General features: G+C 39.6%; 26 protein-coding genes and 2 tRNA genes. 17 read left to right on the top strand and 11 right to left on the bottom strand.

Going from position 1 to position 21,972, the window contains the following annotated elements:
* The first annotated feature begins 69 nt into the window (after positions 1-69).
* The 12 genes from QVD32_RS06885 to QVD32_RS06940 all read left to right on the top strand — a co-directional run bounded on the left by QVD32_RS06885 (position 70) and on the right by QVD32_RS06940 (position 10,447).
* Positions 70-1,293, top strand: a complete 1,224-nt coding sequence (locus QVD32_RS06885) for a tyrosine-type recombinase/integrase (protein WP_287710170.1) — start codon at positions 70-72, stop codon at positions 1,291-1,293.
* A 34-nt stretch (positions 1,294-1,327) separates the two neighbouring features.
* Positions 1,328-2,170, top strand: a complete 843-nt coding sequence (locus QVD32_RS06890) for a hypothetical protein (protein WP_287710171.1) — start codon at positions 1,328-1,330, stop codon at positions 2,168-2,170.
* Positions 2,171-2,419: 249 nt separating this feature from the next.
* Positions 2,420-2,710, top strand: coding sequence for a helix-turn-helix domain-containing protein (locus QVD32_RS06895; protein ID WP_287710172.1), 291 nt, complete (start codon positions 2,420-2,422; stop codon positions 2,708-2,710).
* Entirely contained in the window at positions 2,707-3,243 is a 537-nt protein-coding gene (locus tag QVD32_RS06900) for a hypothetical protein (protein ID WP_287710173.1), read from the top strand. Before QVD32_RS06895 ends, QVD32_RS06900 begins: the two co-directional genes overlap by 4 nt.
* 12 nt (positions 3,244-3,255) lie before the next feature.
* A complete protein-coding gene (locus QVD32_RS06905) occupies positions 3,256-3,531 on the top strand; it encodes a hypothetical protein (RefSeq protein WP_287710175.1) in 276 nt (91 codons plus the stop codon).
* A 43-nt stretch (positions 3,532-3,574) separates the two neighbouring features.
* Entirely contained in the window at positions 3,575-4,417 is an 843-nt protein-coding gene (locus QVD32_RS06910; RefSeq protein WP_287710176.1) for a DUF6291 domain-containing protein, read from the top strand.
* A gap of 82 nt (positions 4,418-4,499) precedes the next feature.
* On the top strand, positions 4,500-4,772 hold the full coding sequence (locus QVD32_RS06915) for a hypothetical protein (protein WP_287710177.1): 273 nt from the start codon (positions 4,500-4,502) through the stop codon (positions 4,770-4,772).
* Positions 4,773-4,781: 9 nt separating this feature from the next.
* Positions 4,782-5,090 (top strand): hypothetical protein, encoded by a 309-nt coding sequence (locus QVD32_RS06920; protein ID WP_287710178.1) that lies wholly within the window; start codon positions 4,782-4,784, stop codon positions 5,088-5,090.
* 227 nt (positions 5,091-5,317) lie between these two features.
* On the top strand, positions 5,318-5,506 hold the full coding sequence (locus tag QVD32_RS06925) for a hypothetical protein (protein ID WP_287710180.1): 189 nt from the start codon (positions 5,318-5,320) through the stop codon (positions 5,504-5,506).
* Positions 5,490-5,978 carry a hypothetical protein gene (locus QVD32_RS06930; RefSeq protein ID WP_287710181.1) on the top strand — a complete coding sequence of 163 codons (489 nt, stop codon included), beginning with the start codon at positions 5,490-5,492 and terminating at the stop codon, positions 5,976-5,978. Before QVD32_RS06925 ends, QVD32_RS06930 begins: the two co-directional genes overlap by 17 nt.
* 4 nt (positions 5,979-5,982) lie before the next feature.
* Positions 5,983-6,684 (top strand): hypothetical protein, encoded by a 702-nt coding sequence (locus QVD32_RS06935; protein WP_287710182.1) that lies wholly within the window; start codon positions 5,983-5,985, stop codon positions 6,682-6,684.
* A gap of 34 nt (positions 6,685-6,718) precedes the next feature.
* Complete coding sequence (locus tag QVD32_RS06940) at positions 6,719-10,447, top strand: hypothetical protein (RefSeq protein WP_287710183.1); 3,729 nt, start codon at positions 6,719-6,721, stop codon at positions 10,445-10,447.
* Between the two features lie 1,065 nt (positions 10,448-11,512).
* Here the strand turns inward: QVD32_RS06940 and QVD32_RS06945 are convergent.
* Positions 11,513-12,439 (bottom strand): hypothetical protein, encoded by a 927-nt coding sequence (locus QVD32_RS06945; protein ID WP_287710184.1) that lies wholly within the window; start codon positions 12,437-12,439, stop codon positions 11,513-11,515.
* A gap of 263 nt (positions 12,440-12,702) precedes the next feature.
* Positions 12,703-12,957: a helix-turn-helix domain-containing protein gene (locus QVD32_RS06950; protein ID WP_287710185.1), complete on the bottom strand. Its 255-nt coding sequence runs from the start codon at positions 12,955-12,957 to the stop codon at positions 12,703-12,705.
* Between the two features lie 162 nt (positions 12,958-13,119).
* On the opposite strand from QVD32_RS06950, the gene QVD32_RS06955 reads away from it, so the two are divergent.
* The 5 genes from QVD32_RS06955 (at position 13,120) to QVD32_RS06975 (ending at position 15,509) form a co-directional block, all read left to right on the top strand.
* Entirely contained in the window at positions 13,120-13,407 is a 288-nt protein-coding gene (locus tag QVD32_RS06955; RefSeq protein WP_287710186.1) for a hypothetical protein, read from the top strand.
* Positions 13,408-13,513: 106 nt separating this feature from the next.
* Complete coding sequence (locus QVD32_RS06960; RefSeq protein ID WP_287710188.1) at positions 13,514-13,846, top strand: SH3 beta-barrel fold-containing protein; 333 nt, start codon at positions 13,514-13,516, stop codon at positions 13,844-13,846.
* 177 nt (positions 13,847-14,023) lie between these two features.
* The gene (locus QVD32_RS06965; protein WP_287710189.1) at positions 14,024-14,557 is read left to right on the top strand and encodes a hypothetical protein; all 534 of its coding nucleotides are present in this window, start codon (positions 14,024-14,026) and stop codon (positions 14,555-14,557) included.
* A gap of 135 nt (positions 14,558-14,692) precedes the next feature.
* The gene (locus tag QVD32_RS06970; RefSeq protein ID WP_287710190.1) at positions 14,693-14,854 is read left to right on the top strand and encodes a hypothetical protein; all 162 of its coding nucleotides are present in this window, start codon (positions 14,693-14,695) and stop codon (positions 14,852-14,854) included.
* Positions 14,838-15,509 carry a Rha family transcriptional regulator gene (locus QVD32_RS06975; RefSeq protein WP_287710191.1) on the top strand — a complete coding sequence of 224 codons (672 nt, stop codon included), beginning with the start codon at positions 14,838-14,840 and terminating at the stop codon, positions 15,507-15,509. Before QVD32_RS06970 ends, QVD32_RS06975 begins: the two co-directional genes overlap by 17 nt.
* A gap of 511 nt (positions 15,510-16,020) precedes the next feature.
* On the opposite strand, the gene QVD32_RS06980 is transcribed toward QVD32_RS06975, so the two are convergent.
* The 9 genes from QVD32_RS06980 to argH all read right to left on the bottom strand — a co-directional run bounded on the left by QVD32_RS06980 (position 16,021) and on the right by argH (position 21,967).
* Positions 16,021-16,104: transfer RNA gene (locus QVD32_RS06980), tRNA-Leu, on the bottom strand.
* An 8-nt stretch (positions 16,105-16,112) separates the two neighbouring features.
* Positions 16,113-16,185 (bottom strand) — tRNA-Gly (locus QVD32_RS06985).
* A gap of 168 nt (positions 16,186-16,353) precedes the next feature.
* Positions 16,354-16,632, bottom strand: a complete 279-nt coding sequence (locus QVD32_RS06990; RefSeq protein ID WP_021892318.1) for a Txe/YoeB family addiction module toxin — start codon at positions 16,630-16,632, stop codon at positions 16,354-16,356.
* Complete coding sequence (locus QVD32_RS06995; protein WP_021892317.1) at positions 16,629-16,922, bottom strand: hypothetical protein; 294 nt, start codon at positions 16,920-16,922, stop codon at positions 16,629-16,631. The genes QVD32_RS06990 and QVD32_RS06995 overlap by 4 nt, the downstream gene beginning before the upstream one ends.
* A 432-nt stretch (positions 16,923-17,354) precedes the next feature.
* Positions 17,355-18,122 carry a hypothetical protein gene (locus QVD32_RS07000; RefSeq protein WP_021892316.1) on the bottom strand — a complete coding sequence of 256 codons (768 nt, stop codon included), beginning with the start codon at positions 18,120-18,122 and terminating at the stop codon, positions 17,355-17,357.
* 12 nt (positions 18,123-18,134) lie between these two features.
* Positions 18,135-18,935, bottom strand: coding sequence for a hypothetical protein (locus QVD32_RS07005; RefSeq protein ID WP_021892315.1), 801 nt, complete (start codon positions 18,933-18,935; stop codon positions 18,135-18,137).
* Between the two features lie 150 nt (positions 18,936-19,085).
* Positions 19,086-19,574, bottom strand: coding sequence for a hypothetical protein (locus QVD32_RS07010; protein ID WP_021892314.1), 489 nt, complete (start codon positions 19,572-19,574; stop codon positions 19,086-19,088).
* Positions 19,571-20,563, bottom strand: coding sequence for an aldo/keto reductase (locus QVD32_RS07015; RefSeq protein WP_021892313.1), 993 nt, complete (start codon positions 20,561-20,563; stop codon positions 19,571-19,573). The genes QVD32_RS07010 and QVD32_RS07015 overlap by 4 nt, the downstream gene beginning before the upstream one ends.
* A gap of 63 nt (positions 20,564-20,626) precedes the next feature.
* Positions 20,627-21,967 carry an argininosuccinate lyase gene (argH, locus tag QVD32_RS07020; RefSeq protein WP_021892312.1) on the bottom strand — a complete coding sequence of 447 codons (1,341 nt, stop codon included), beginning with the start codon at positions 21,965-21,967 and terminating at the stop codon, positions 20,627-20,629.
* Between the last annotated feature and the right edge of the window lie 5 nt (positions 21,968-21,972).

The raw sequence follows: 21,972 nt of genomic DNA on the forward strand, positions 1-21,972 counted from the left end.
TTTTGGCTACCCTTTGGCTACCCAGAATAAAAAAATTCCTATATTTGCAAACAAAGGAATTTAAAAGAAATGGCTACTAAAAAAAAGTTGAGGAGCGATAATACATATATTATTAGTCAAGATACGACAGATAACCCCAAACTTGGGGCTAAGGTATTATCGGACGGTAGAGAAAGTTTGTTTCTCGATTATTATTTGGGGTATCAAAAAATATATAACGAAAAACTTGGCAGAGAAGTTATGAGGAAAGACCGGAAAAGGGAGCATTTGTCTTTGTACCTCTGGCAAGCACCGAGGACACCGATAGAGAGGCAACAGAATAAAGATACGTTGGAATTGGCAAAAAAGATAAGGTTTGAGAAGGGGCAGGAACTGTTAGAAATGACAGAAGGATATAGACTTAAAAGCAATAGAAAAGTAAATTTTTTAGACTATTTCCAGACATATATAGATAATTACACTAAGAAAGATATTAGAATGGTCCGGATTGCATTTGGGCGGTTTGTCGATTTTCTTAATGAGACACCGGAATATAACAAGTATAAGGATATGATTAGGCCGGATCAGATTACTAAGGATATGATTCTATCCTTTTCAGAGTATTTGCAAAGCAGGAGTGTCGGGGAGGGGGCGAGAAGCCTATATGCACGTTTTAAGAAAGTGATAAAACATGCAGTCGAGCATGGTGTAATGCGGATAAATCCGTGTTCCGGGATTTCTATAAAAGTAGATGACAGCCAACTAAGGAAAGAAATACTATCACAGGAGGAGATACAACTTTTGATAAGTACAAAACGAGAAAATGAGAATCCCAATATAAGAAGGGCATTTATTTTTTGTCTCTACTGCGGTTTGCGATTTTGTGATGTTAAAGAGCTTACATTTGCCGATGTGGACTATTCTAATAAGCTGTTGAGGTTTGAGCAGAACAAGACAAAAGGACATAGCACAAAAAGCGGAGTTGTTATACCTCTTAACGATAGTTTGTTAAAGTTGATAGGTATGCCGGCAAACTCCAATAGCAAGGACGATTTGATATTTCCTTTGCCGAGTTATGAAATGTGCTTAAAATCATTGAAACGTTGGGTAAAAAGAGCCGGAATCAATAAAAATATTAGTTGGCACTGTGCGAGGCATAGTTTTGCTGTAAATATCCTTAATAACGGAGCTAATATAAAGACGGTATCGAGCCTTCTGGGGCATAGTAGCCTACAAATGACAGAAAAGTATATGCACGCCATAGACAAGCTAAAACAAGACGCTATAAACAGCCTTCCGGAACTTGATATTTAATCAACTTATTGCAAGAACATTATAATAGAACGATATGAAAAACAGGGAGTCAGAAGTTGATATGCAGCAGCTTTGCAAAGAGTACTATGAAATTATTACATGTTGTGAAAAAATGGGTTTTTCACTTTGCAGGTATAAGTTATGGAAAAATGAAATCTATATTATAAAATGGTCTAAATTAGACACAAAATTATCGGATTTTGAAAATATAATCTTTGGGCAAATTCGCATTAAATATCAATTTGAACAGATAGAAAACAGCCCAATAGATTTAAAAACAAAGGCGGAAATTTTGTTTGCTATGAGTAAAAAATCAAACATGTATCTAGAAAAGTATATAGATTATACGTGCTGTAAAAACGAGATCGATGAAGGGGTGGATTTTGTTCATGAATTGTATTGTTATTTAGATAATATAGGGCATGAAATTTATACATGTTTGAGTAAAACAATGTGCCAAATAAGCATAATAAATGAGTATAGTAATTCAACTAAAATAACGGTTGATAATGATAGGGATATTATGCTTATTGAGGACGGAAGATTAAAGGATATAGTTGAAGTCGCCATAGATAAGGGGCTTATTGACAAAAATAACAATTGGTTAGACACAAAACAATTACAAGACTACTTTTGTCAAGAGGTATCGTCAGAATTGAATCTTTCAAAAAAATATTCAAACGGGAATCCGACTACAAATTGGAACTTTTTTAAATTAAAATTTGGGTGGAAAAATTTAGGGAATGCAAGAAAAAATTGGTTACAAATCAATGGAATGGATGCGCGTAGTATGGAAGGGGATAATAATTATTTACCAAAAGGACATGATAAGGTAGATGATATTTTCGATGAATTATGTTATACTTCCACAGAATAAACGCTAAAAATACTATTGCATACTGGTATTAATAAGTAAGTTTCATATTTTTTTGTGTGATTTTGGTTCAAAACGACTAAACACACCGGTATAACACCGGTGTGTTTTTTTATTTCTTATACCCTATATCTTTGTCCATGTATTCAGAGGGATAGCGAGTGCAAGCCTATCCCAGAAGATTACAACGGGTAAAGACGGGCGAGCCTTGCACCTCAGCTCTGAAAGCCTTAATTCTCAAATCAAAAAAATATGGAAGAGAAAGCAAAAGAGTTTGCCGATTATATTGCGGAAAACATTATCGGAATCACAAAACCAGTATTGACAAGTGAAGAAGCAGCCCGTTACATGGGTGTATCGATGAGTTATTTGTACAAGTTGACAATGGGGCGTAAAGTCCCGCATTACAAAAGCCCGACCGGTAAAATGTGTTATTTTAATAGATCCGAGCTTGAAGAGTGGATGCAGAGTAACCGGGTATCTACCGACGAGGAAATAGGGCAAAAAGCGCAAGAGTATTGCGTGGGAGGGGGTGTAAAATGATAACCCCCAATATTATCTATTATGCCCGTTTGTCATTGGAGAGAAACGGCAGTAAGACACCTAAGTATGTGATTACGGCGACCGCCGGCAACTATGCGCCAATGGAAAAATTAAAAGGCCGTGACGGTCGTGTATCTATGTTTCTCGTACCTAAGACGAGCTACAAATCAAGTGCGCCACAGATGAGGCTACAAGCCAAAGACAGCCTAAATTTTACAGGATTGAAGGATTATTTTATGGACGGTAAAATGAGCGGTTATGCGTATGGCTATGCCCCGACGGTGCAAACATACACGGTAAAAGGGAAAGAAAAGCCTAACCCGCTGTACGGGTATGAAAACGACGGTTTTCTGTTCATAATCCACCAAGACGAGACCGCCACATCGGAAGCCGAGAAAATCATACCGTCGGAAATAGAGCTTATAGTGTTGGAGGGTGCAAAAGTGCTCATACCCTCGTATTGCAAGCAGTTGTGTATGGGCGGTTTTGACGAGATTCTCAATTATTTAAGGAAACAATCAAACGTGTTATAATTATACAAGGCGATGAAAAGAAATGTAAAAACAATAGAAGAAACGAGCAAGTATAAAATAGTTGTCGATAACGTATTTGATAACATACCGCTCACCTTTAAGATATGGAAAAATACGAATCTTAAAGAGTTGAAAATAGACAACGGATTTGCGAGGGCTATCGGGTTTAACTCACTGGAAGATATGAAGAATAAGGTAGGCGAGAGCATTATAAAATCTCTTGGATATTTTCCTGAATGGACGATTTTAGAAGAAATGGATCCGCTTAATAACATAGGGTTGAATTAGAACGACAGACCGGACAAATCAGACACTTTAAAAAAGAGATATTATGAATAATAATTCAGACAAGGAAAACCCGAAACGAGATGTTTTTTCGTTCTTTTGGAGTTTCAAGGATGCTATAATGGGACTTGAAAATGAAAAGGAAAAACTTGCCATTTATGAGGCTTTGACCGATTACGCTTTTCTGGGTATTGAGCCTACCGATTTAACCCCGATATGTAAAATTATATGGAAGTTGATAAAACCAAATATCGACTCATCGATTAGACGTTATGATGCCTGTGTAAATAACGGTAAAAAGGGGGCGGAATATGGATCTTTGGGGGGTAGGCCAAAGAATAAAAAAGCAACGAAAAAAACCCCAGAGGAAACCCCAGAGGAAACCCCAGAGGAAACCCCAGAGGAAACCCCAGAGGAAACCCCAGAGGAAACCCCAGAGGAAACCCCTAAGAAACCCCTTAATAAGAATAAGAATAAGGATAAGAATAAGGATAAGAATAATAAAAAAGAAATACTCTCTAACGAGAGTATAAAGAAAAATGCGGCGTCCGCCGCCACACTCAAAAGGAAAGAAGATTTTTATCATTCCCTATTTCCTTATGCCGACAAATACGGGAAAGAAATGCTACGGTCATTCTTCGACTATTGGTCGGAGATGAACGCCTCCCAAACGAAAATGAGATTCGAGAAACAACCCACATGGGAACTATCCAAACGGCTCGCCACATGGGCAAACAACGAGAAAAAGTATGAAAACAATAAAAGTCCTGCTACCGGAAAGACCAAACAGGAGCGATATGCAGAGTTTGCAAAAGCCATCGCCGCCAAGCTGGCAGCAGGAGATACTGGCAGCCTACAAGACGGGGGAGAATCTGATCTGCCTTTTTAGCCCCGACAAGCAAATACAGTGTCTCGATGACGTTCTGGGAATTGAAACGACCAATAAAAACAAATATTTAACAATTTGAAAAATGGAAAAAACAGTAAAATTTAAAATTAAAGCAGACGGCGAGAAAGTACTCGTCACTGCCGGGTGTTGTGTGTATGCGCTGACAAGGAAAGAAGCGGACGAACTATTTTTGAGGGTAAGGGAATTACTCAACAAGATGGGAACAGCAATAGAAACGGTTGATTTGTCCGGACGGTTCATTTCCGACTTTGCGGGCAGAGAGAAATTCTTTGTATCGAGAGAGGATTTATACAAGGCATACATATCGCTGAAAAGAATACTTAACTACTTATAAATAAAGATTATGAGAAAAGAAGAAGTAAAAGTACTTGCACTGCAAGATGTGCTAAAAGAAGCGAAGAAAGAATGGAACAGGGCATTAGATGATGTTCTGGCCGGCAAGGGGAAAGGGGTATTTGGTAACGAATACGACAAAGCCGAAATGGAAGCCCGCACAAAAGTAGAAAAAATAAAAAAGCGTCTGAGAGAGGCGATAGTCGAACGGGATGCCTGTTCCGATGAGGAGATAGATGCTATCGTCGGAATAACTAAACCGGAGGAGTTATCACCGGAAGAAGATGCTTTTTTAGATAGGTTGTCCGACACATTCTAAAACGGCATAACACAGGCGTGTGAAGCTGCACGCAACCCAACGGAGGGGGGTGGGTACATACCTAAACGATCCACCTCCCTATTTTTTGAGAAACAAGGCAAAATAAGGCGATTTAAGAGCGTTTCTTTCCTGTTTGGTATAATTTATCGTTTTCAAGGAGAAACCCCCGCAAATCGAAAATAAATAAGCGAGAGAGATATTTGTGATGTAATTAAATATTGTTTGTTATGGTGAAACGTGTAAAATACGGACATGTCAAAGTCGAGGATGCCGGAGAGGTTATCCGCCTCCATGTCGGAAATGTCTACCGTGATTTAAGCGTGTCATACGCTCGTATATTGGCGGGAATAATTAAAAATGCGGCCGATAGGCTCGAACAGAAGCAGAAAGGAGGAGAGCATGCCAAAGATGATTGACCCGGCCGGATATGTCTCAAAATGCAAAGAGATAATCGAGAGTAATACTATTCGTACTTTGTGCGAACTCGGAGAAGAATGCGTGAAAAGAGTACGTGATAGAGCAGGTGATGAAAGTTGGTACGACCATACCGGAAACTTGCGTAGTTCGGTAGGATATATTGTGCTGTATGAAGGAAAAGAAGTCCAAAGAGGGGGTTTTATGTCAACTTCTGCACCGGAAGGCAACGGGAGCAAAGGGAAACAGGAAGGGCAAAATTATTTGGAAGAAACCGCAAAGACTTTTGCAGAAAGTTCCGGTTTTTCTCTTGTTGTAGTCGCCGGAATGAACTATGCCGAATTTGTAGAAGCGATGGATAATAAAGACGTACTTTCATCAACCGAACTTTGGGCAAGGGGAAAATGGGAAGAAACAGAACGGAAATTAAAAACGAAGATTGAAGTAGAAATAGATAAACTTGAAATATTTTAGGTGTATGAAAGAAAAGATTTCACAAAAAATTATCGATGTGCTGGGCGATGTCCCTGTGCGGTTTGAAGTAGGAGACAAAGAATATCGTATCTATCCCCCAACTTTGGGGCGGGAGCTTATTTTAGAGAACCTAAAAAAACAGTTGAATATAGACCCGGAACGAGCAAAAAACGAACCATTCGAGGAGGTTATAAAATTATGTGAGAATAATAAACCCGAAGTGCTTAGAATATTGGCGTACAGTACGATACGACGTAAAAGAGATATGTTTAACGATGCGTTAATAAAAAAACGGGAATCTGTTCTTAATACGGTCGATATAAAGGATTTGGCAACGCTCTTTTTTACGGTTATCACTAATACGGATTTGCAAGATTTTATTAAACATTTCGGATTGGATAGGGACACTGAAAATCGGAGGAAAATAGCCAAAGTCAGAAGCAAGGATTATGTTGTAACGTTTGGCGGAAATAGCATATTTGGGGGATTGATAGATTTTGCTTGCTCCCGTTATGGGTGGAAACCGGACTTTGTAGTTTGGGGTTTGAATCTTACTACATTGCAAATGTTATTCTACGACCACGCAGATAGCGTTTGTTTAACCAAAGAAGAATTTAAGGCGGCACATTTAAAGGAAGGCGGAGCCGTAATAAATGCCGATGACCCGGCAAACATGAAACTAATCAAAAGCATTTTCAGAGATTGATACTTCCTTAATTGAACTTATAAAATTAAAAAATATGGCAGGAATTAATTTTAAATTTTCAGGAACGAATGACGATGTATTAAAGAAAATACACCAGATTCAAAATGAACTTTCAAAGGTATATAATAAGACTAACAGCACTAAAATAGATCTCGGTAAAGACATCGATTTTTCGTTGTTGGGAGAGAATTTTAAACGGCTTGACCAACAAAGCAGGGACGCATTTAACAAAATGTCTAAGGAAGCGCAACAATACACGAAAGACATACAGAGCAATATACTCGCTTTGCAGCAGGTAGAAAAGATGCAATCCGGATTAAATGCGCTGTTCGAGGAGGGAAATGTGGATTTGGATTCATATATTCAGTCACAAGCCCGATTAACTGTACTTCACGAAGAACTCGCAAAAGCTATACAAAAGAGTGAAGCTAATTTGAGAGCTGAAAGTGTAGCCGGAAAGATAGCAGGAGATTCTATTGCAGGGTTACACGCAAAGGTGTTGCTTCTTACTACTGACTACATGAATTTATCCAAAGCCCAAAGGGAGGGTTTAGAGGGGGCTGCGCTACTGAGAAATTTACAGGAGACCCAAACGCAACTTGACAAAGCATCCTTGTCAATGAACAAGTATGCGGCGGGAGCAAAAATCAGATTCGATGCTTTGGGATTCAGTGTCGCACAAATTGCACGAGAACTTCCTGCACTGGCATTTGGTCCGCAAATGTTTTTTTTAGCGATAAGTAATAACATAGGTCCATTCAAAGATGCCCTCTCGTCGGCTCGAAATGAATACAAAATGCTGGTTGAGGCCGGTAAAAGTGCTACTCCCGTTTGGAGGCAGCTGTTAAAGTCTGTATTCAATTTACGAACCGGACTCGCTGTCGCAACTACTTTGCTTGTCGTGTATGGAGACAAGATTACGGAATGGATCAGTACATTATTCCGTGCTTCTGCCGCTGTGGATAAAACAGCGACTAATGTACGGAATTTAAGCCGGGTTATGGACGAGGCCGCAAAGCAATCGGCGGCGGAGCGTGCGGAGTTGGATATTTTATATAAAGCTACACAAGACCAAAACAGATCATTAGAGGAGAAAAACGCAGCAGCAGACGAATTGAAAAGGAAATATCCCGAATATTTCAGTAATTTGACAAACGAGGCTATTCTAGCAGGGGATGCGGCTAATGCTTACCGAAACTTGACCGAAAACATATTGAAGGTTGCACAGGCAAGAGCAGCAATGAAAATTGTAGAGGAGAATTACGGTAAGATGTATCAATTACAAAAGGCGATAAATGCGGATACTAATTGGACTAATAGACACAAAGAAAGTTCAAAGGGGGGAAAAGCTAGTACAACGACAGTTGTAGGTGGCTCTATAACTGGATATGTACAAACAGGAGAAGCCCTAACGGCAGAAGCAAAAGAGTATAACCGCAGGGTAGAGGCGTTGGAGAAGAATACAAAGGCGATGAAAGATTTTGAAGATGCAAATGAAGCGTTAATAAAATCTATCGATGTAGGAGCTTTTGCTCTTTCAAATGCAAATCCCACCGGATCGATTGACATGAACGCTTATAACGAACAGATAAACAAGATTAACGAACTCCGTGAAAAAAATAAAAATGAACGAATACGACTTGATACGGATTTGGAGAATCAAGTAGAACAGGCCTATATAAATACGTTAGAGGACGGCATAGAAAAAGAAAAGAGGCAGCGTGAACTGAACAACAAAATAGAGTTACAAGCCATCGAAAGAGATAAACAGGAATATATCCGTAAAGTTACGGAGGCACAAAAACAAATATTTGAAGCTGAGGAGAACGCCAAAGCCGCCAAAGATAAAAACTACAAAAAAAAGACGTTTGACCCTTCCTCAGTCTCTGTTGATACATCGATGTTTGACCGCATGTCAGAATATACCAAACAGAAGCAGTCCAACGAAATGGCAGATTATTATAACAATATTCTCACCAAGTATCAAGACTATACAACGAAGCGTTTAAGCGTTGAAAAGAAATACCAAAGTGATTTAGAGAAGTTGGAAGCGGCAGGAGGTACGGAGGCACAAAAGGCTGAATTGTCCTATCAGCGAGATGAAGCATTAAACGCCGTCGATAAAGAATTTGCCATGCGTGAAGTTTCGTTCCAGACGTGGGCAAATAGTATAACAAATATGAGTTTGGACGAACTGGAACGGTTGCTTACCGAAGCGGAACAGGAATTAGCACGCATGGAAAAGGAAGGAGGGGCAAACGGGAACGAACTTGCGGTACAGCGTGCAAAGGTAACGGCAACGAAAAACCAAATCGCCAATATAAAAAGTAAAGAAAGCACATCGCCGGATAAACGAAGTATCAAGGAGTGGCAGGAGTTGTATAAAACCTTATCTAAGGTAGAAAGAGAGTTTGAAGAACTTGGAGATACAATAGGGGGCACGGTCGGTGAAATTATATCCGCAGCCGGAAGTATCTCCTCTTCTACATTACAAATGATTGATGGTATTGTAACACTTGCAAATAGTTCTTCTACTGCCATGTCAGGAACGGCCGAAGCTGCATCTACGGCAATTCAGAATGTAGAAAAGGCCTCCGTAATACTGTCGATTGTAGGTGCAGCCCTGCAAGTCGCGACAAAAATAGCAGGGCTATTTAAACAAGAGTCGTCGTATGAGAAGTACGAAGAATCAAGGGAGGTGTACGAGTCATATATAGATATATTGGATCAGGTAATCGATAAGCAATTGGAGTTGGCCGATTCGCTGGCAGGAGAAAACGCACAGGCGGCCTATGACAAAGCGATAGAATTAACCAAGAAACAGGCAGATGCGGCACGGGCATTGGGTGCGCAATATTACAAATCTAGGGAGTCCGGGGAAAAATCGAAGGGACGCCAAGGTTTTAACGACATGTCCGCCGCAGGTTGGCAGCAAGCCGCTGACGCACTAGGTATGTCAACGCAAGAGTTAATCGATATGATGTCAAAAAACATGACTAACATATTTAACCTTCCCGCTGAGCAATTAGAGAAACTAATGGAGGAAGCTCCTCTATTTATAGCACAGTTGGATAGTGAAGCACAAGGGTATATAAGGCAGATTGTCGAAGCGGAGAATGATATTAAAGAGACGACAGAGCGAGAGATGGAGAACGCCACGGGCATATCTTTTGAATCTTTCTCCGATGACATATTAGAGTCCCTGTATGATGTGGAGAAAGGAGCGGAGGACATTGCGGACGACATCGCAGAATATATGAGAAAAGCACTCATTAAAGCCATGTATGTAAAGCAATATGAACCTGAAATGCGCAAATGGTATGAGATGTGGGCGGAGGCAACAGGAGACGGAGAAATCGACCCGGAAGAACAGGCCGCACTGGATAACCTAAAAAATTCAATCATTCAAGGAGCTGAAGCGGGAGCCGCCGCTATCAATGCACAATTTGGAACAGGTTCTACCACCGAGCAAGAATCAACGGTCGGAGGTTTTGAAACCATGTCACAAGATACAGCAACAGAATTAAACGGCCGGTTTACAGCTTTGCAGATAGCGGGAGAAGTGAGTAAGGAGCAACTTGTTTTGTTGAATGTGGCTGCAAATTCACTCCTTAAAATCAATCAAGCAGGGTTTGATAACACAATTCTCCAAATGGTGCAAATAAATAGCTATTTGGACGATATATATACCCTACAAAAGAAGATGTTTAGCCAACTCTATAACAAATTAGATAGTATAGATAGAAATACTAGAAATTTATAGACTGTATGTAAATCCCCTAAAAAAGGGGTATTTAAAAAGCCCGCCCACACAATCCATGTGCAAGCGGACTCCGACAGTACTCAACCATCTTAGCCTGCCCGGGCTAAGATGGTTGCAAATATAAGGATAATTGAATAAAAGTGCATGAAATTCATGCACTTTTTTTATTCCGTAAAATCTACGGATTTAACAAATCCTTTTGCTTTAAATGGGGGGAATTTCCCCTATTTAGATTTGAATTTTGAATAATGCTATCATGATGTAACAAACGTAACAAAACTAACAAATGATAGCATAAAAAGTCCGATTTTTCCGATGCAATAAAAAAGGGAATTGCACAATTTTGTATTATTGAATACGGCGGAATTTTCCGCTATATTTAACATGTTGATTATCAGTTTGCAGGGATTTTTTCTTTATAACTAAAATACTGGTTAATGGAATATTTTAATATAAAATGTTGCCGGAAAACGGAATATTTTTTACGCCTTTGTTGCCGGCAAGCGGTAGAGTTTATAAATGCCCTGTCGGAATTCCGAAAAACCTATAAATCAAATGTTTAACTACACACCTCATCAAGATGTATTTTACATACCCCAAAAATGGTATATGTAAAAGCAACAATACAGGGGAAAATCACGGTAAGATTACGGTAAGGGTAAATATTTTTTTTCTTTGATAGAAAGATCATCATCTTCTTATAGCGATAATCAGATAAAAAGTCGTTTTATCGTGGAACAGCATATTTACAGCATATTTACAGCACCTTAAATATAAACAGCAACTCAACAGCATATTCAACAGCAACCTAACAGCACCTTAAATAAAGATATTATTAAAGATAAATATGATCTCTCTATATATGGAATTGAAAAAATTGAATAAAGTGCATGAAAAACATACACCTTTTTTCTTTGATTTTTTTCTTTGTTTGAAATCATGACTTTACGTCATGTATCCTATAATGTATATTTATTTTCTATGTTTATTTTGTTATATTATTTATGCGGGCGGACATGGGGGCGGACATGGGGGCGGATATAAGGGTGATTTTAATTAAGAGGGTTACTTATTAAGACGGTGATTTATTGAATTTATAGCCTGTAATCTACTGGTTTCAAACTGTTTAACTTTATAATTTAAACTTTTATGTTTTATATGCCCTACAATGGCATCTTCTAAGCCTTTCATATCCAATTTGCAAGATACATAAGTACGTCTATTATATCCTATTTCAGATTGTAAGAACCCACGTACTACAAGCTCCTTTATCATCTTCTTATAGTGATAATCCGTCGTATATTGCTTGTATGCAGATTTCACCTTCTTATCACTTAAAATAAGCTCCAATTCGGATTGATTCTTAGCCCCGAACATTCTGCACTTAATCATACTGCCGGTAGTTTCTGCAAAATCTTTATTGCCAATAATAGAACGTATTCCGGCATACATGGCGAACAATGCTTTTTCGTAGTCGGTTTTTGTGTTCTTATAGAAATCAAACATCATTTTTTGACTGATTGATACAAGCGGCTGATTGTGAAACCCATTATAAGCAGCATGATAAGTTTTATAAATTTTAGCAACAGAGGATATGTCAAATTTTATTGCAAGGACATCTTTTACTTTCATTAGCCGGCTAAATTCTTCTATCTCATTTTTCAGATCCAGATGCTCCTTGCAATACTCATAAATACTTTCTATTTCTGTATCTGGGATAAATTCATAACTTCTAAATCCGTTATAATACTCATCTCTGTAAAATATATTACCTTCTTCAAGCCTATAAAGTTCTCTTTGAAGGCTCTTTGTTAGTCCACCGCGATAATAACAATACATGAGCTGTTTTAATGCGTTGTATTCGTTTATTTGGAGGGTTTGAGATACACGGTATATCCCTACATCGAAAATATCGCTAAATCCGCTCTTTGGCTTTTTAAATATTTCTTGAATTAGAGGTAATGGGAATAGGATATATTTGAAATCTTCCATATCTTTGCAATTACAATGTTTCTCGCTCGGTTGTCCGTGATGGATCGCCGGGCATTCTTTTTTTTGTTAATCATATACTTTGATATTGATACTTTTTCAACCGTTTTCCAACCGTTTTCCAACCGATTGTTATTGCACCTCATCACAAGTTTGTAAAAGGCTTAAAATCAATGTAAAGGATATTTTGCAGACACATCAATACCAGAAAAATCACGGCATGATTACGGCATGGGTAAAATATTTTTTTTCCCCTCATTCATGGCTTAATCTTTTGACTCGGTTACCTTTAATTTGGTTCCACATTTAGGGCACGTTAAGACATTATTATCGTTATTAGGGCGTTCAAATAGTTCAGATATATCGCAGCCTATGGCATTAGATATGCGTTCCAAAACTTCAACAGATGGGTTGCCGTTGATATGTTGACTTAATCCAGTAGGAGTTATCCCCATTCTTTTAGCAACTTCACGAACTTCTAACCCGTGTTCTTTAATTACTTTCTTAATATTTAAACTCATAGCTTTATTTAATTGGTTTATGCAAACATAAATCTATTATTTGAAATTAAAGTTATCGCTTTATCTAATTATTGTTAATAATAAGTTAAAACTTTAATCATGTATTGCATAATTAAAGTTATCGCTTTATCTTTGTCACATCAAACAAAAACAAACAAAGATATGAAAACGAAAATCAACAAATCGCAACTTTTCAAAATGGCATGGTCAATGTATAAACGCTCTATCTCGGTTCTCGGACGTGAGTTCTGCCAGTCGTTCAGTGCTTGTTTGAGGAACGCATGGTTTAAGATGAAAGCGGAAGCCCGCAAAGCGGAAAAAGAGGCTCGCCGGTTGATGAAGAAGTCGGAGCCCGCACAAAAGCCCGAACCGGTTGTATTTGACGCAGCAATGGAAAGAGGGATAACGGAGTATTACAGAAGCCAAAGCGGGCGTTATTGCGGAGATTGATACACCAAATACACGTGCTCTTCAAAACAGCACGAGACGGTAGCCCGGTCACGGGGGAAACAAAAACCGGTCCACTTTAATAAAGACCAACAAAATAAATAAAGATATGAGTACACGGAACAGAACACAATTAAGCGAGATTATGAGCCTTGCATGGCAGTTTGTAAAACGCAACGGATATACGATGTCGGAGGCACTCAAAACGGCATGGGCAAATATGAAGTTGAAAGTACAAATGAAACATCGGATCGTGCGGTTTTATTTCCGCAAGGTGGACGGGACGATTAGAGAGGCATACGGAACACTGAAAGAGTCTATGCTACCGCCGACACAGGGCACAGGAAGAAAGGCAAATGAGACGTTGCAAACGTACTACGACACCGAGAGACAGGAATACCGCTCTTTTAAGCGGGCGAACTTGGTAGAAGTATGCAGTTAAAAAAGGGGCGGTTTATCCGCTCCGGGGTTCCCTATCCCCTAAAATAGGTGCTTTTTATGTTTGTTAAATTATAGACGGGGCAGCCGCTTGTGAAAGTAAGCTATCCCACCGGTAGCGGACATGTCCGGGAGGATTCCCGCTATTTCAAACATAGGTTAAACAATAAGCTTTTTTTATATGGAAACAAATGAATTAAAACAGAAAACCACAGTAGAGAATTTACAAAACGCAAATGAGCAGTTAAAACAGTCTTTGAAGGATGCCCTTATATCGGCTGAACAATTCCGCAAGGAAGCAAAAGAAGAACGAGACAGGGCGAATATGCTTGAAGTTATGCTTCACAGTCAATCTATGGCAGACGATAGGATTAAGAGGAAAATTGTAGATAATGATGAAGTAAGGGATTTGCAACATCTGTGTAAAGGCATAAACGAGTACAATATTCAAAAGCTGTTAGAATTGTTTGTCTTAATGGGCGACCCTAACTATTGGAGTGAGGAGATAGCAAAAATTTCCATGATAATATCCGACCTTATTACACGGGCGGAGTTTGATACCGATGAGGACTATATATATCCACCTGACTATGCAAGTGCGTTTTACAATCTTAAAATGCTATATGAAGCCTTTTTAAGCATGAATAAACATACACAAAAATCCTTTGATGTTCAGTTTTTGATAACAACCAGCAGCGGAGAATCTTGTATTTAGTAAAATGTTCAGTCAATGGCGACCCCGTCGTCAATCCGGGCGGCGGGTTATGGAGCAGGGCACAGTAAACAGCGATGATATGAAACATAAGAAGGAAGTAATAAATTTCCGGTATTTATAATATATCGGGTCTCTATGGAGTTGAAAGACCCCGAACAGCTATTGCAAACGGCGATAGCTGTAATTAAATATGCTTCATGTGGCATTAGCCCGGATAGGCTAATGGTCTCGCCGGAGCTATGGGAATGGATAAAAACAGAGATAGACAAATACAATGAACATGAAAAAAGAAATTAAACAGTGTGCCGAAAATCCGGCATACTCCACTAAATTAACCATGTCCTCCGTGGAGATTGCGGTAATGACTGGGAAACCTCACAAAGACGTATTGAAAGCTATCCGGGCAATGGAGCCTGCATGGGAGAAAATCTCACGGCGAAAATTTTCGCCGTCAAATTATAAAGACGAACGAGGAAAACGACAACCTTGTTATCTCCTCGACTGTTACGAGTGCATGTACATCGCCACCAAGTTCAACGACGAAGCCCGTGCAAAGTTGGTATTGCGTTGGGCAGAACTGGAAGAGGAAGCCAGACGGAAGCAGGCAGAAACCGCCCTTATCGCTCCTACTATGGCAGAGGAACGCCTATTAAAGTTGATAGAGGAGCAAGGAGAAACTTTACGGCTACTTAGTGAACGGTTGGGACAAATAGAAAATACAGATGTACAACATAAGGTTAATATGGGGTCACCATACGATCTATATACCATTATATCTTACTGCTTCATTAATGACATACAGTTAACAAGAAATCAGCGTGCCATATTTTCGTATTTGTGTGCGGCTGCCTGTAATAATAGAGATATTTACTATAAAAAGACTGACGGCGGTAATAAATATCCCTATTGGGTAATCGAGCAAGTTTTTACCGATGAGCTTATGGGTGATTAAAATAGTGAGGGTAGAATTACCCAAAGGTTACCCAAAGGGTAAAATATTTTTTCTGTATAATAGAAATGCAATCGGGCTAAATAATACGCATGAAATTGCGTGTTTATAACGGTCGATCGATGAGGGGTAAATTTATGGATATGGGCAAAGTGCGGAAAATTTTCCACACTATTTTACGCTCATCGATGAGGTATAAAAGAAGGGGGTAGCCAAATTTGGACATACCCCCTCTTTCTAATACCAGACAAAAAAAGGATAACTAATAAGGACATACAAATATACAAATAATACTGAATAGCGCAGAACTTCATGCACTATTATGCAAATCTAAATAGGGGGAATTTCCCCTATTATATGATCTTCATAGGGGTATTACCTGTATGATAATCTTCTGCACACGTATATAAGAATGGAGATAAAACAGGGGGATAATGTGTCGATTTTGGCTACCCTTTGGCTACCTGTAAAAATAAATAGAGCTGAAAATCAAATGATTAACAGCTCTATGCAGTACCCGAAGGGGGACTTGAACCCCCACAGCTGCAATAGCCAAAGGATTTTAAGTCCTTCGTGTCTACCATTCCACCATTCGGGCAGCCTTAGAGCGAAAAACGGGACTCGAACCCGCGACCCCAACCTTGGCAAGGTTGTGCTCTACCAACTGAGCTATTTTCGCAATTGCGAGTGCAAAGATAAAATGCTTTTTTGTTTTTGCAAAATTACGGCTTGAAAATCTAATGGAAAGTTTTGTTTGAGACTTTATCGTCCGATGGAGGGGAATTATGTTAGGGATTACAAGCTAACTTATTTCACTGCCTATTCATCTACAAATATAGAACGATTATTATTTGTCTCCATAATGCCCTTTCATGGAAATCACAAATACCGTTACAATATCCTCGTCAATCTTGTAAACAAGCCTTGATCCTTTGTCTATCCGTCTGCTCCAAAAACCTTGTAGCTCACCTTTGAGTTGTTCTACTTGACCTGTTCCTGAGTTAGGGTGTTGCCGTAGTTCCTCGAAGAGTGCAACAATTTTTCGTAGTGTTTTCTTTTGTCCGGATTTTATCCATTCTTTTAGATGTCGCTCTGCCTCCGGCATTAATATCAACTCATAGTTCATGAATCCAAAAGTTCCCTAAGTTTATCCATAGAATATGTAGTCCCTTTCCCGGCTTTCATTTCTTCTATTCCACGATTTACTGATTCCATGTTTACCGGATCATCAAACCACTTGTCTCCTGATGGGGAAGGATTCTCACTAACCTCTATGGTTATACCGTTGGCCTTTGAAATAAGTACTTGTTCTATATATGCTTTAAGACTTTTTCCTTGTGCTACCGCCATGAGTGATAATTTTTTTAGAGTGTCCACAGGGAGGTCTATATTCTTTCTTTTCAGTGTAGTATCCATATCATTTCTATTTTTTTATGTAGCAAAGATATATAATGTATATTATATACACAATATATTTCCTGCCTTTGATTCTTAAAAAAATAGGAAAATCGATTTGAATTATTTATAAAATGTGATTTTATACCATGTAGAAATGATTGAACCTGTATATCAGTAGCAAATTTTACAAGGGGTATATCCGCTATTTTGAGCTTTGTCTAAGGATATAGAGACTATTTCTGCACTACATTTTTTCAATCCTCGGCAGTTTCTGTGGGCATGGAATCTTTTAGATTTTGGACCGGTGCAGATATATACAGTTGCAGTTTCTTGTTTTTTCTTTTTGTCAGTTGGTTCGCCGGAAGTTATAGCAGGGCAACACAATGCAAATAACAAGATTAGTGATGTCAGCCTTGTTTTCATATCAATAAATATCGTGTTCTTCTGTTCCTAAAAGAGGCTATTTTTTTCATAATACTTGATATAAAATTTGTTAGGGTTTTTTTCATCTGCAAGTACATTCTCTTTTTTTTCTCGTTTTACTGATTTATCTGGGAAACCAATATGTGGTTTGATTTGTTCTATATTGGACACCCAAAATTCATTTTCTACGTGCTTGATAGAATCTTCATTGTTCGATTTGTACGAAATCCTGTTGGTGAATATATATGGTGATTGTTCGGGGCTTACCGAACCGTCATGATAGAGTCGATTTCCATCGCTTATTGGATAACGCACAGGAATGTATTTTGCTGAGTGAGGGGGAATACATATTACCGGCTGTTCTTTTACAGTTATAGAAGAAACATGATTAGTGCCATATCCAACTTTTTTTGTTGCATCAATCGGATTAAAAAACGAATAATAGGGATATATGGCTTTCCCGTCAATACTTATACTCTCTTCATATGTCGAAGTATAACTCTCCGTTATCTCCCTATTGGCATAATAATCATAGGCCACACCATTGTGTATATAGAACGACCTGTCCATCAATACGAATAAATCGCTATCGGTTTTGTTTTCCATTACGAATCCCGGATTTCCGTATTCTGCCCACAGATTATAATACAATGCGCAGTCCTCGTTTTCATATTTGAGGGAGCCTTCATTTTGTTCCAACTCACTTTCTACCGTATAAGTTTGATAATATAAGAGGTATTCTGTACAAGATGTTATTGTCAATAATAGGGAAAATAATAGTATTTGATTTCTCATAATTATGTTGTGTTATAATTGAAATCGATTCATGAAGAAACTCATATCAAGACTTTTATTTTCATGATATAATACAGGCTTATGCGTATCCACATCAAACCGTATTTTAATATAGATGTAATCGTCAGACGTGTTTACACATTTGTGAAATTTGAATTGTTCAATGTCACTATTAGAGAAAGTAAAGAATATATTTTTGTAAGCATTATTCTCCTTACAGCGCACTACTATAATGTATCTTATTTGGGTGTTTATAAAAGCGTCGAATCTATTTACTTTTATTTGAGTGTGAGCTGTATAATTCCCTTTTAATTCTGTGGCTTTTACTTGAACAAAGAAGAATACATTGTCTTTACTTGCAACAATATCCACGCCTTCATCAACGCTCATATTGTTTGCATTATATCCACGAAATAATAGTTCTGACATAACTGCATATTCTCCTGCTTTTCCCATGTAGTTTGTCGTTGTTTTTTGAGATTGGGAAGTTGTTGTTTCTTTCAAAATGACATCCTTATTTTGTTTCTCATCAATAATAGGAATGGGGAGAGGTTCTTTCTTTTTTATCCTCAACTTATATACACCAGCTCTAAATTTACCGGTCTTTGGATTTTTTACTCTTGCAAAATCTTTATCAGCAGCGTTTTTCTTTTTAACTTCTCTATTTAATATTTGAGTAACTTTCCTTAGAACTTCGTCAATTGACATATCACCGGAAGCTCCACTCATTAATATTCTTTCTGCGATCATTCTCACATGAAGACCTTCTTTTGCATCTTTCTCACTAAGTATTTTCTTAATTAATTCTTTCATGGCTTTACTATTATATTAGTTTTTCTTATATTAAGAAATTATTTAGTATATTGCGATTATTAACCATCTAATCTTGTTTATCTAATGAACTCCTCAAAATACATATTAAATCATCTTTGGATTTTATTGTTGTTTCAGGAGTCTTTATTGTTAACGGTATATTAATTGGCCTCCGGCTGAGCCATAGGGTGCTATATTGTAACTTTGCAAGAAATAACGACCGTCTTTTGCTGTCCCTGTCATGGGGCCTCCTGTGGTGATGTCGTAGGTGGAACCGCATTTGGGGCATCTTAGACAAAGATTGTTCTCGTCGAATTCGATTCTTATGTTGGAGTTGATTTCTACGGGACAACAGAGGTCGTAGACGTAGGGCACACCGTGTTCGTTAGTAATAAGCATGAGCCCTCCGTATCCTGTGGCCGAAAGGTCGGTATAGGGAAATCCCGCCGGAATTTTCTGGTTACGAATGAACCGGCGGTGTATGAAACTACCGCTTACTCCATATAAGTCCCACATGGCTTGGTTGGCAAATTCTACCCGGACGGCGGCAGCCGGGATACGGTCGCGGTCGCCTCCGTCGCAGCTTGTGGCTATGATTATGATAAGGAGGAGAATGAGAATGTTGCCTGTTCGCTTCATTTCAATATGTTTTCTATGAGTTCTATTTCGGACGGTGAGAGGGACAAATTATCCACTGCATGCAAACTGTCTTTCAACTGGTCGAGGTTGCGGGCTCCGATAATTACACTACCGATTTCTTTGCGGCGTAGTATCCAAGCGATCGCCAATTGCGATATGCTTTGTCCTCTTTGTTCTGCGATTGGCCGAAGGCGGGCTACCTTAGCGATTTTATCCGGAGTGACATCGGATTGTTTCAAGTAACCTTCGGGACGGGCTGCTCGTGAATCGGCCGGTATGCCGTTCAGATATTTGGAACTGAGTATGCCTTGTGCCAACGGGGAGAATGCCACTACCCCGATGCCTTTTTCCATACAAATTTGCAGGTGTTCTTTTTCTATGTGACGGTCGAACATGTTGTAGCGATCTTGATAGGCCAAACACGGAACGCCGGCATCGTGCAAGTAGTTCAAAGCATACAATAGCTTGTCGACCGGATATTTGGATAGTCCTATATATAAGGCTTTGCCTTGCCGGACGATATCGACGAGGGCTTGCATGGTTTCATCGATGGGGGTAATTCCGTCGTATCGGTGGCTGTAAAAGAGATCGACATAGTCGAGGTTCATTCTTTTCAGGCTTTGGTCGATACTTGCCATGAGATTTTTGCGGGAGCTGCATCCTCCGTAAGGGCCGGGCCACATTTCGTGCCCGGCTTTCGACGTAATGAACATTTCGTCGCGATGTGCGGCGAAACTTTGTTTCATCATGCGTCCGAAGTTTTCTTCGGCACTGCCTGCCGGGGGGCCGTAGTTGTTGGCTAAATCGAAGTGGCATACTCCGTGGTCGAATGCATATTCGACCAATTCCAATCCGGTGGCATAACAGTCGGTGTTCCCGAAGTTGTGCCAAAATCCGAGGGATATGACGGGTAGTTGTATGCCGCTGTCACCACATCGGCGATAAAGCATTCCGTTGGTATAGCGGTCCGGTTGAGGTTTATATTCCATAATTGTCGTATGTTTAGAAGGAGTTCGATTTACAGCTATGAAATGTCTGTCTAAAATAATTTATTAGCGACCCAAGAGTCGAGCTTCGGCCGCTTCGGTACGAGCGAAGTCGAAAGAGTCGATCGTTTTTCGCATGAGTTCTGTGATTCGGTCGTTACACAGATTACCGATGCTGCCTTCGTGGGTATGATGGATATGCTTGTCGGGGGAGAATTTCCCGGCTTCGATTTCTAATCCCACTTGTTTATAGGCATCTCGGAAAGGTGTGCCTGTTTGCACTCGCCGGTTTACTTCTTCCACGCTGAACATATAATCATATCGTTTGTCGTCGAGAATATGCTCATTGACGGCAATTTGAGAAATCATGAGGTCGACCATGTCCAAGCACTCTTCCAATTCGTCGAACGAGGGTAGGAACAGTTCTTTAATGACTTGTAGGTCTCTGAAATAACCCGATGGCAAGTTATTGGCGATGAGTGTGATTTGATAGGGTAATGCTTGTAATTTGTTGCATTTGGCTCGTGTCAATTCAAAAACATCGGGGTTTTTCTTATGGGGCATGATGCTCGAACCGGTCGTGAAGGCATCGGGCAATTTAATGAAGGCGAAGTTTTGCGAATTGTACAAACAGGCGTCGAATGCCAGTTTAGCGAGAGTCGCGGCAATAGATGCGATAGCGGAGGCTACGATACGCTCGGTTTTCCCTCGTCCCATTTGAGCGTACACGACGTTGTAATCCATCGTTTCGAACCCGAGGCTATCGGTGGTTTGCGTACGATTCAGAGGGAATGAAGAGCCGTATCCTGCGGCCGACCCTAACGGATTGCGGTTGCACACCCGGTAGGCGGCTTGCATGACGATGAGGTCGTCTGCCAGACTTTCGGCATAGGCGGCGAACCATAGTCCGAAAGAGGAGGGCATAGCGACTTGCAAATGGGTGTACCCCGGCATGAGTACTTGTTTGTATTTCTCGCTTTGGGCGATGAGGGTATCGAATAGTTTCTCTGTCTTTTTTACGATATTCTGTAAGCGAGAACGGGTGAAGAGTTTGAGGTCGACCAATACTTGATCGTTACGGGAGCGTCCGCTATGGATTTTTTTTCCGATGTCGCCCAATTTGCGGGTTAATAAGAGTTCGACTTGCGAGTGCACGTCTTCGACACCTTCTTCGATTAAGAATTTACCGGTTTCGGTATCTCGATAGATGTTCCGTAACTCTTCAGTGAGTTGTTTCAGTTCCTCGGCGGTAAGCAACCCGATGGATTGCAACATGGAGATATGAGCCAGCGATCCCAGTATATCGAAAGGAGCCAAATATAAATCCATTTCCCGGTCTTTCCCGACTGTGAACCGTTCGACGTCCCGATCGACTTGCACCGATTTTTCCCAAAGTTTTTGCGCCATTCGAG

The sequence above is a fragment of the Barnesiella sp. genome (assembly GCF_022723415.1).
In the GTDB taxonomy this organism is placed as follows: domain Bacteria; phylum Bacteroidota; class Bacteroidia; order Bacteroidales; family Barnesiellaceae; genus Barnesiella; species Barnesiella intestinihominis.

Bases quoted from the DNA above. Each gene is read 5' to 3' on its own strand.
- QVD32_RS06885 (WP_287710170.1), top strand. From the start codon at position 70: ATGGCTACTAAAAAAAAGTTGAGGAGCGATAATACATATATTATTAGT.
- QVD32_RS06890 (WP_287710171.1), top strand. From the start codon at position 1,328: ATGAAAAACAGGGAGTCAGAAGTTGATATGCAGCAGCTTTGCAAAGAG.
- QVD32_RS06895 (WP_287710172.1), top strand. From the start codon at position 2,420: ATGGAAGAGAAAGCAAAAGAGTTTGCCGATTATATTGCGGAAAACATT.
- QVD32_RS06900 (WP_287710173.1), top strand. From the start codon at position 2,707: ATGATAACCCCCAATATTATCTATTATGCCCGTTTGTCATTGGAGAGA.
- QVD32_RS06905 (WP_287710175.1), top strand. From the start codon at position 3,256: ATGAAAAGAAATGTAAAAACAATAGAAGAAACGAGCAAGTATAAAATA.
- QVD32_RS06910 (WP_287710176.1), top strand. From the start codon at position 3,575: ATGAATAATAATTCAGACAAGGAAAACCCGAAACGAGATGTTTTTTCG.
- QVD32_RS06915 (WP_287710177.1), top strand. From the start codon at position 4,500: ATGGAAAAAACAGTAAAATTTAAAATTAAAGCAGACGGCGAGAAAGTA.
- QVD32_RS06920 (WP_287710178.1), top strand. From the start codon at position 4,782: ATGAGAAAAGAAGAAGTAAAAGTACTTGCACTGCAAGATGTGCTAAAA.
- QVD32_RS06925 (WP_287710180.1), top strand. From the start codon at position 5,318: ATGGTGAAACGTGTAAAATACGGACATGTCAAAGTCGAGGATGCCGGA.
- QVD32_RS06930 (WP_287710181.1), top strand. From the start codon at position 5,490: ATGCCAAAGATGATTGACCCGGCCGGATATGTCTCAAAATGCAAAGAG.
- QVD32_RS06935 (WP_287710182.1), top strand. From the start codon at position 5,983: ATGAAAGAAAAGATTTCACAAAAAATTATCGATGTGCTGGGCGATGTC.
- QVD32_RS06940 (WP_287710183.1), top strand. From the start codon at position 6,719: ATGGCAGGAATTAATTTTAAATTTTCAGGAACGAATGACGATGTATTA.
- QVD32_RS06945 (WP_287710184.1), bottom strand. From the start codon at position 12,439: ATGGAAGATTTCAAATATATCCTATTCCCATTACCTCTAATTCAAGAA.
- QVD32_RS06950 (WP_287710185.1), bottom strand. From the start codon at position 12,957: ATGAGTTTAAATATTAAGAAAGTAATTAAAGAACACGGGTTAGAAGTT.
- QVD32_RS06955 (WP_287710186.1), top strand. From the start codon at position 13,120: ATGAAAACGAAAATCAACAAATCGCAACTTTTCAAAATGGCATGGTCA.
- QVD32_RS06960 (WP_287710188.1), top strand. From the start codon at position 13,514: ATGAGTACACGGAACAGAACACAATTAAGCGAGATTATGAGCCTTGCA.
- QVD32_RS06965 (WP_287710189.1), top strand. From the start codon at position 14,024: ATGGAAACAAATGAATTAAAACAGAAAACCACAGTAGAGAATTTACAA.
- QVD32_RS06970 (WP_287710190.1), top strand. From the start codon at position 14,693: ATGGAGTTGAAAGACCCCGAACAGCTATTGCAAACGGCGATAGCTGTA.
- QVD32_RS06975 (WP_287710191.1), top strand. From the start codon at position 14,838: ATGAAAAAAGAAATTAAACAGTGTGCCGAAAATCCGGCATACTCCACT.
- QVD32_RS06990 (WP_021892318.1), bottom strand. From the start codon at position 16,632: ATGAACTATGAGTTGATATTAATGCCGGAGGCAGAGCGACATCTAAAA.
- QVD32_RS06995 (WP_021892317.1), bottom strand. From the start codon at position 16,922: ATGGATACTACACTGAAAAGAAAGAATATAGACCTCCCTGTGGACACT.
- QVD32_RS07000 (WP_021892316.1), bottom strand. From the start codon at position 18,122: ATGAGAAATCAAATACTATTATTTTCCCTATTATTGACAATAACATCT.
- QVD32_RS07005 (WP_021892315.1), bottom strand. From the start codon at position 18,935: ATGAAAGAATTAATTAAGAAAATACTTAGTGAGAAAGATGCAAAAGAA.
- QVD32_RS07010 (WP_021892314.1), bottom strand. From the start codon at position 19,574: ATGAAGCGAACAGGCAACATTCTCATTCTCCTCCTTATCATAATCATA.
- QVD32_RS07015 (WP_021892313.1), bottom strand. From the start codon at position 20,563: ATGGAATATAAACCTCAACCGGACCGCTATACCAACGGAATGCTTTAT.
- argH (WP_021892312.1), bottom strand. From the start codon at position 21,967: ATGGCGCAAAAACTTTGGGAAAAATCGGTGCAAGTCGATCGGGACGTC.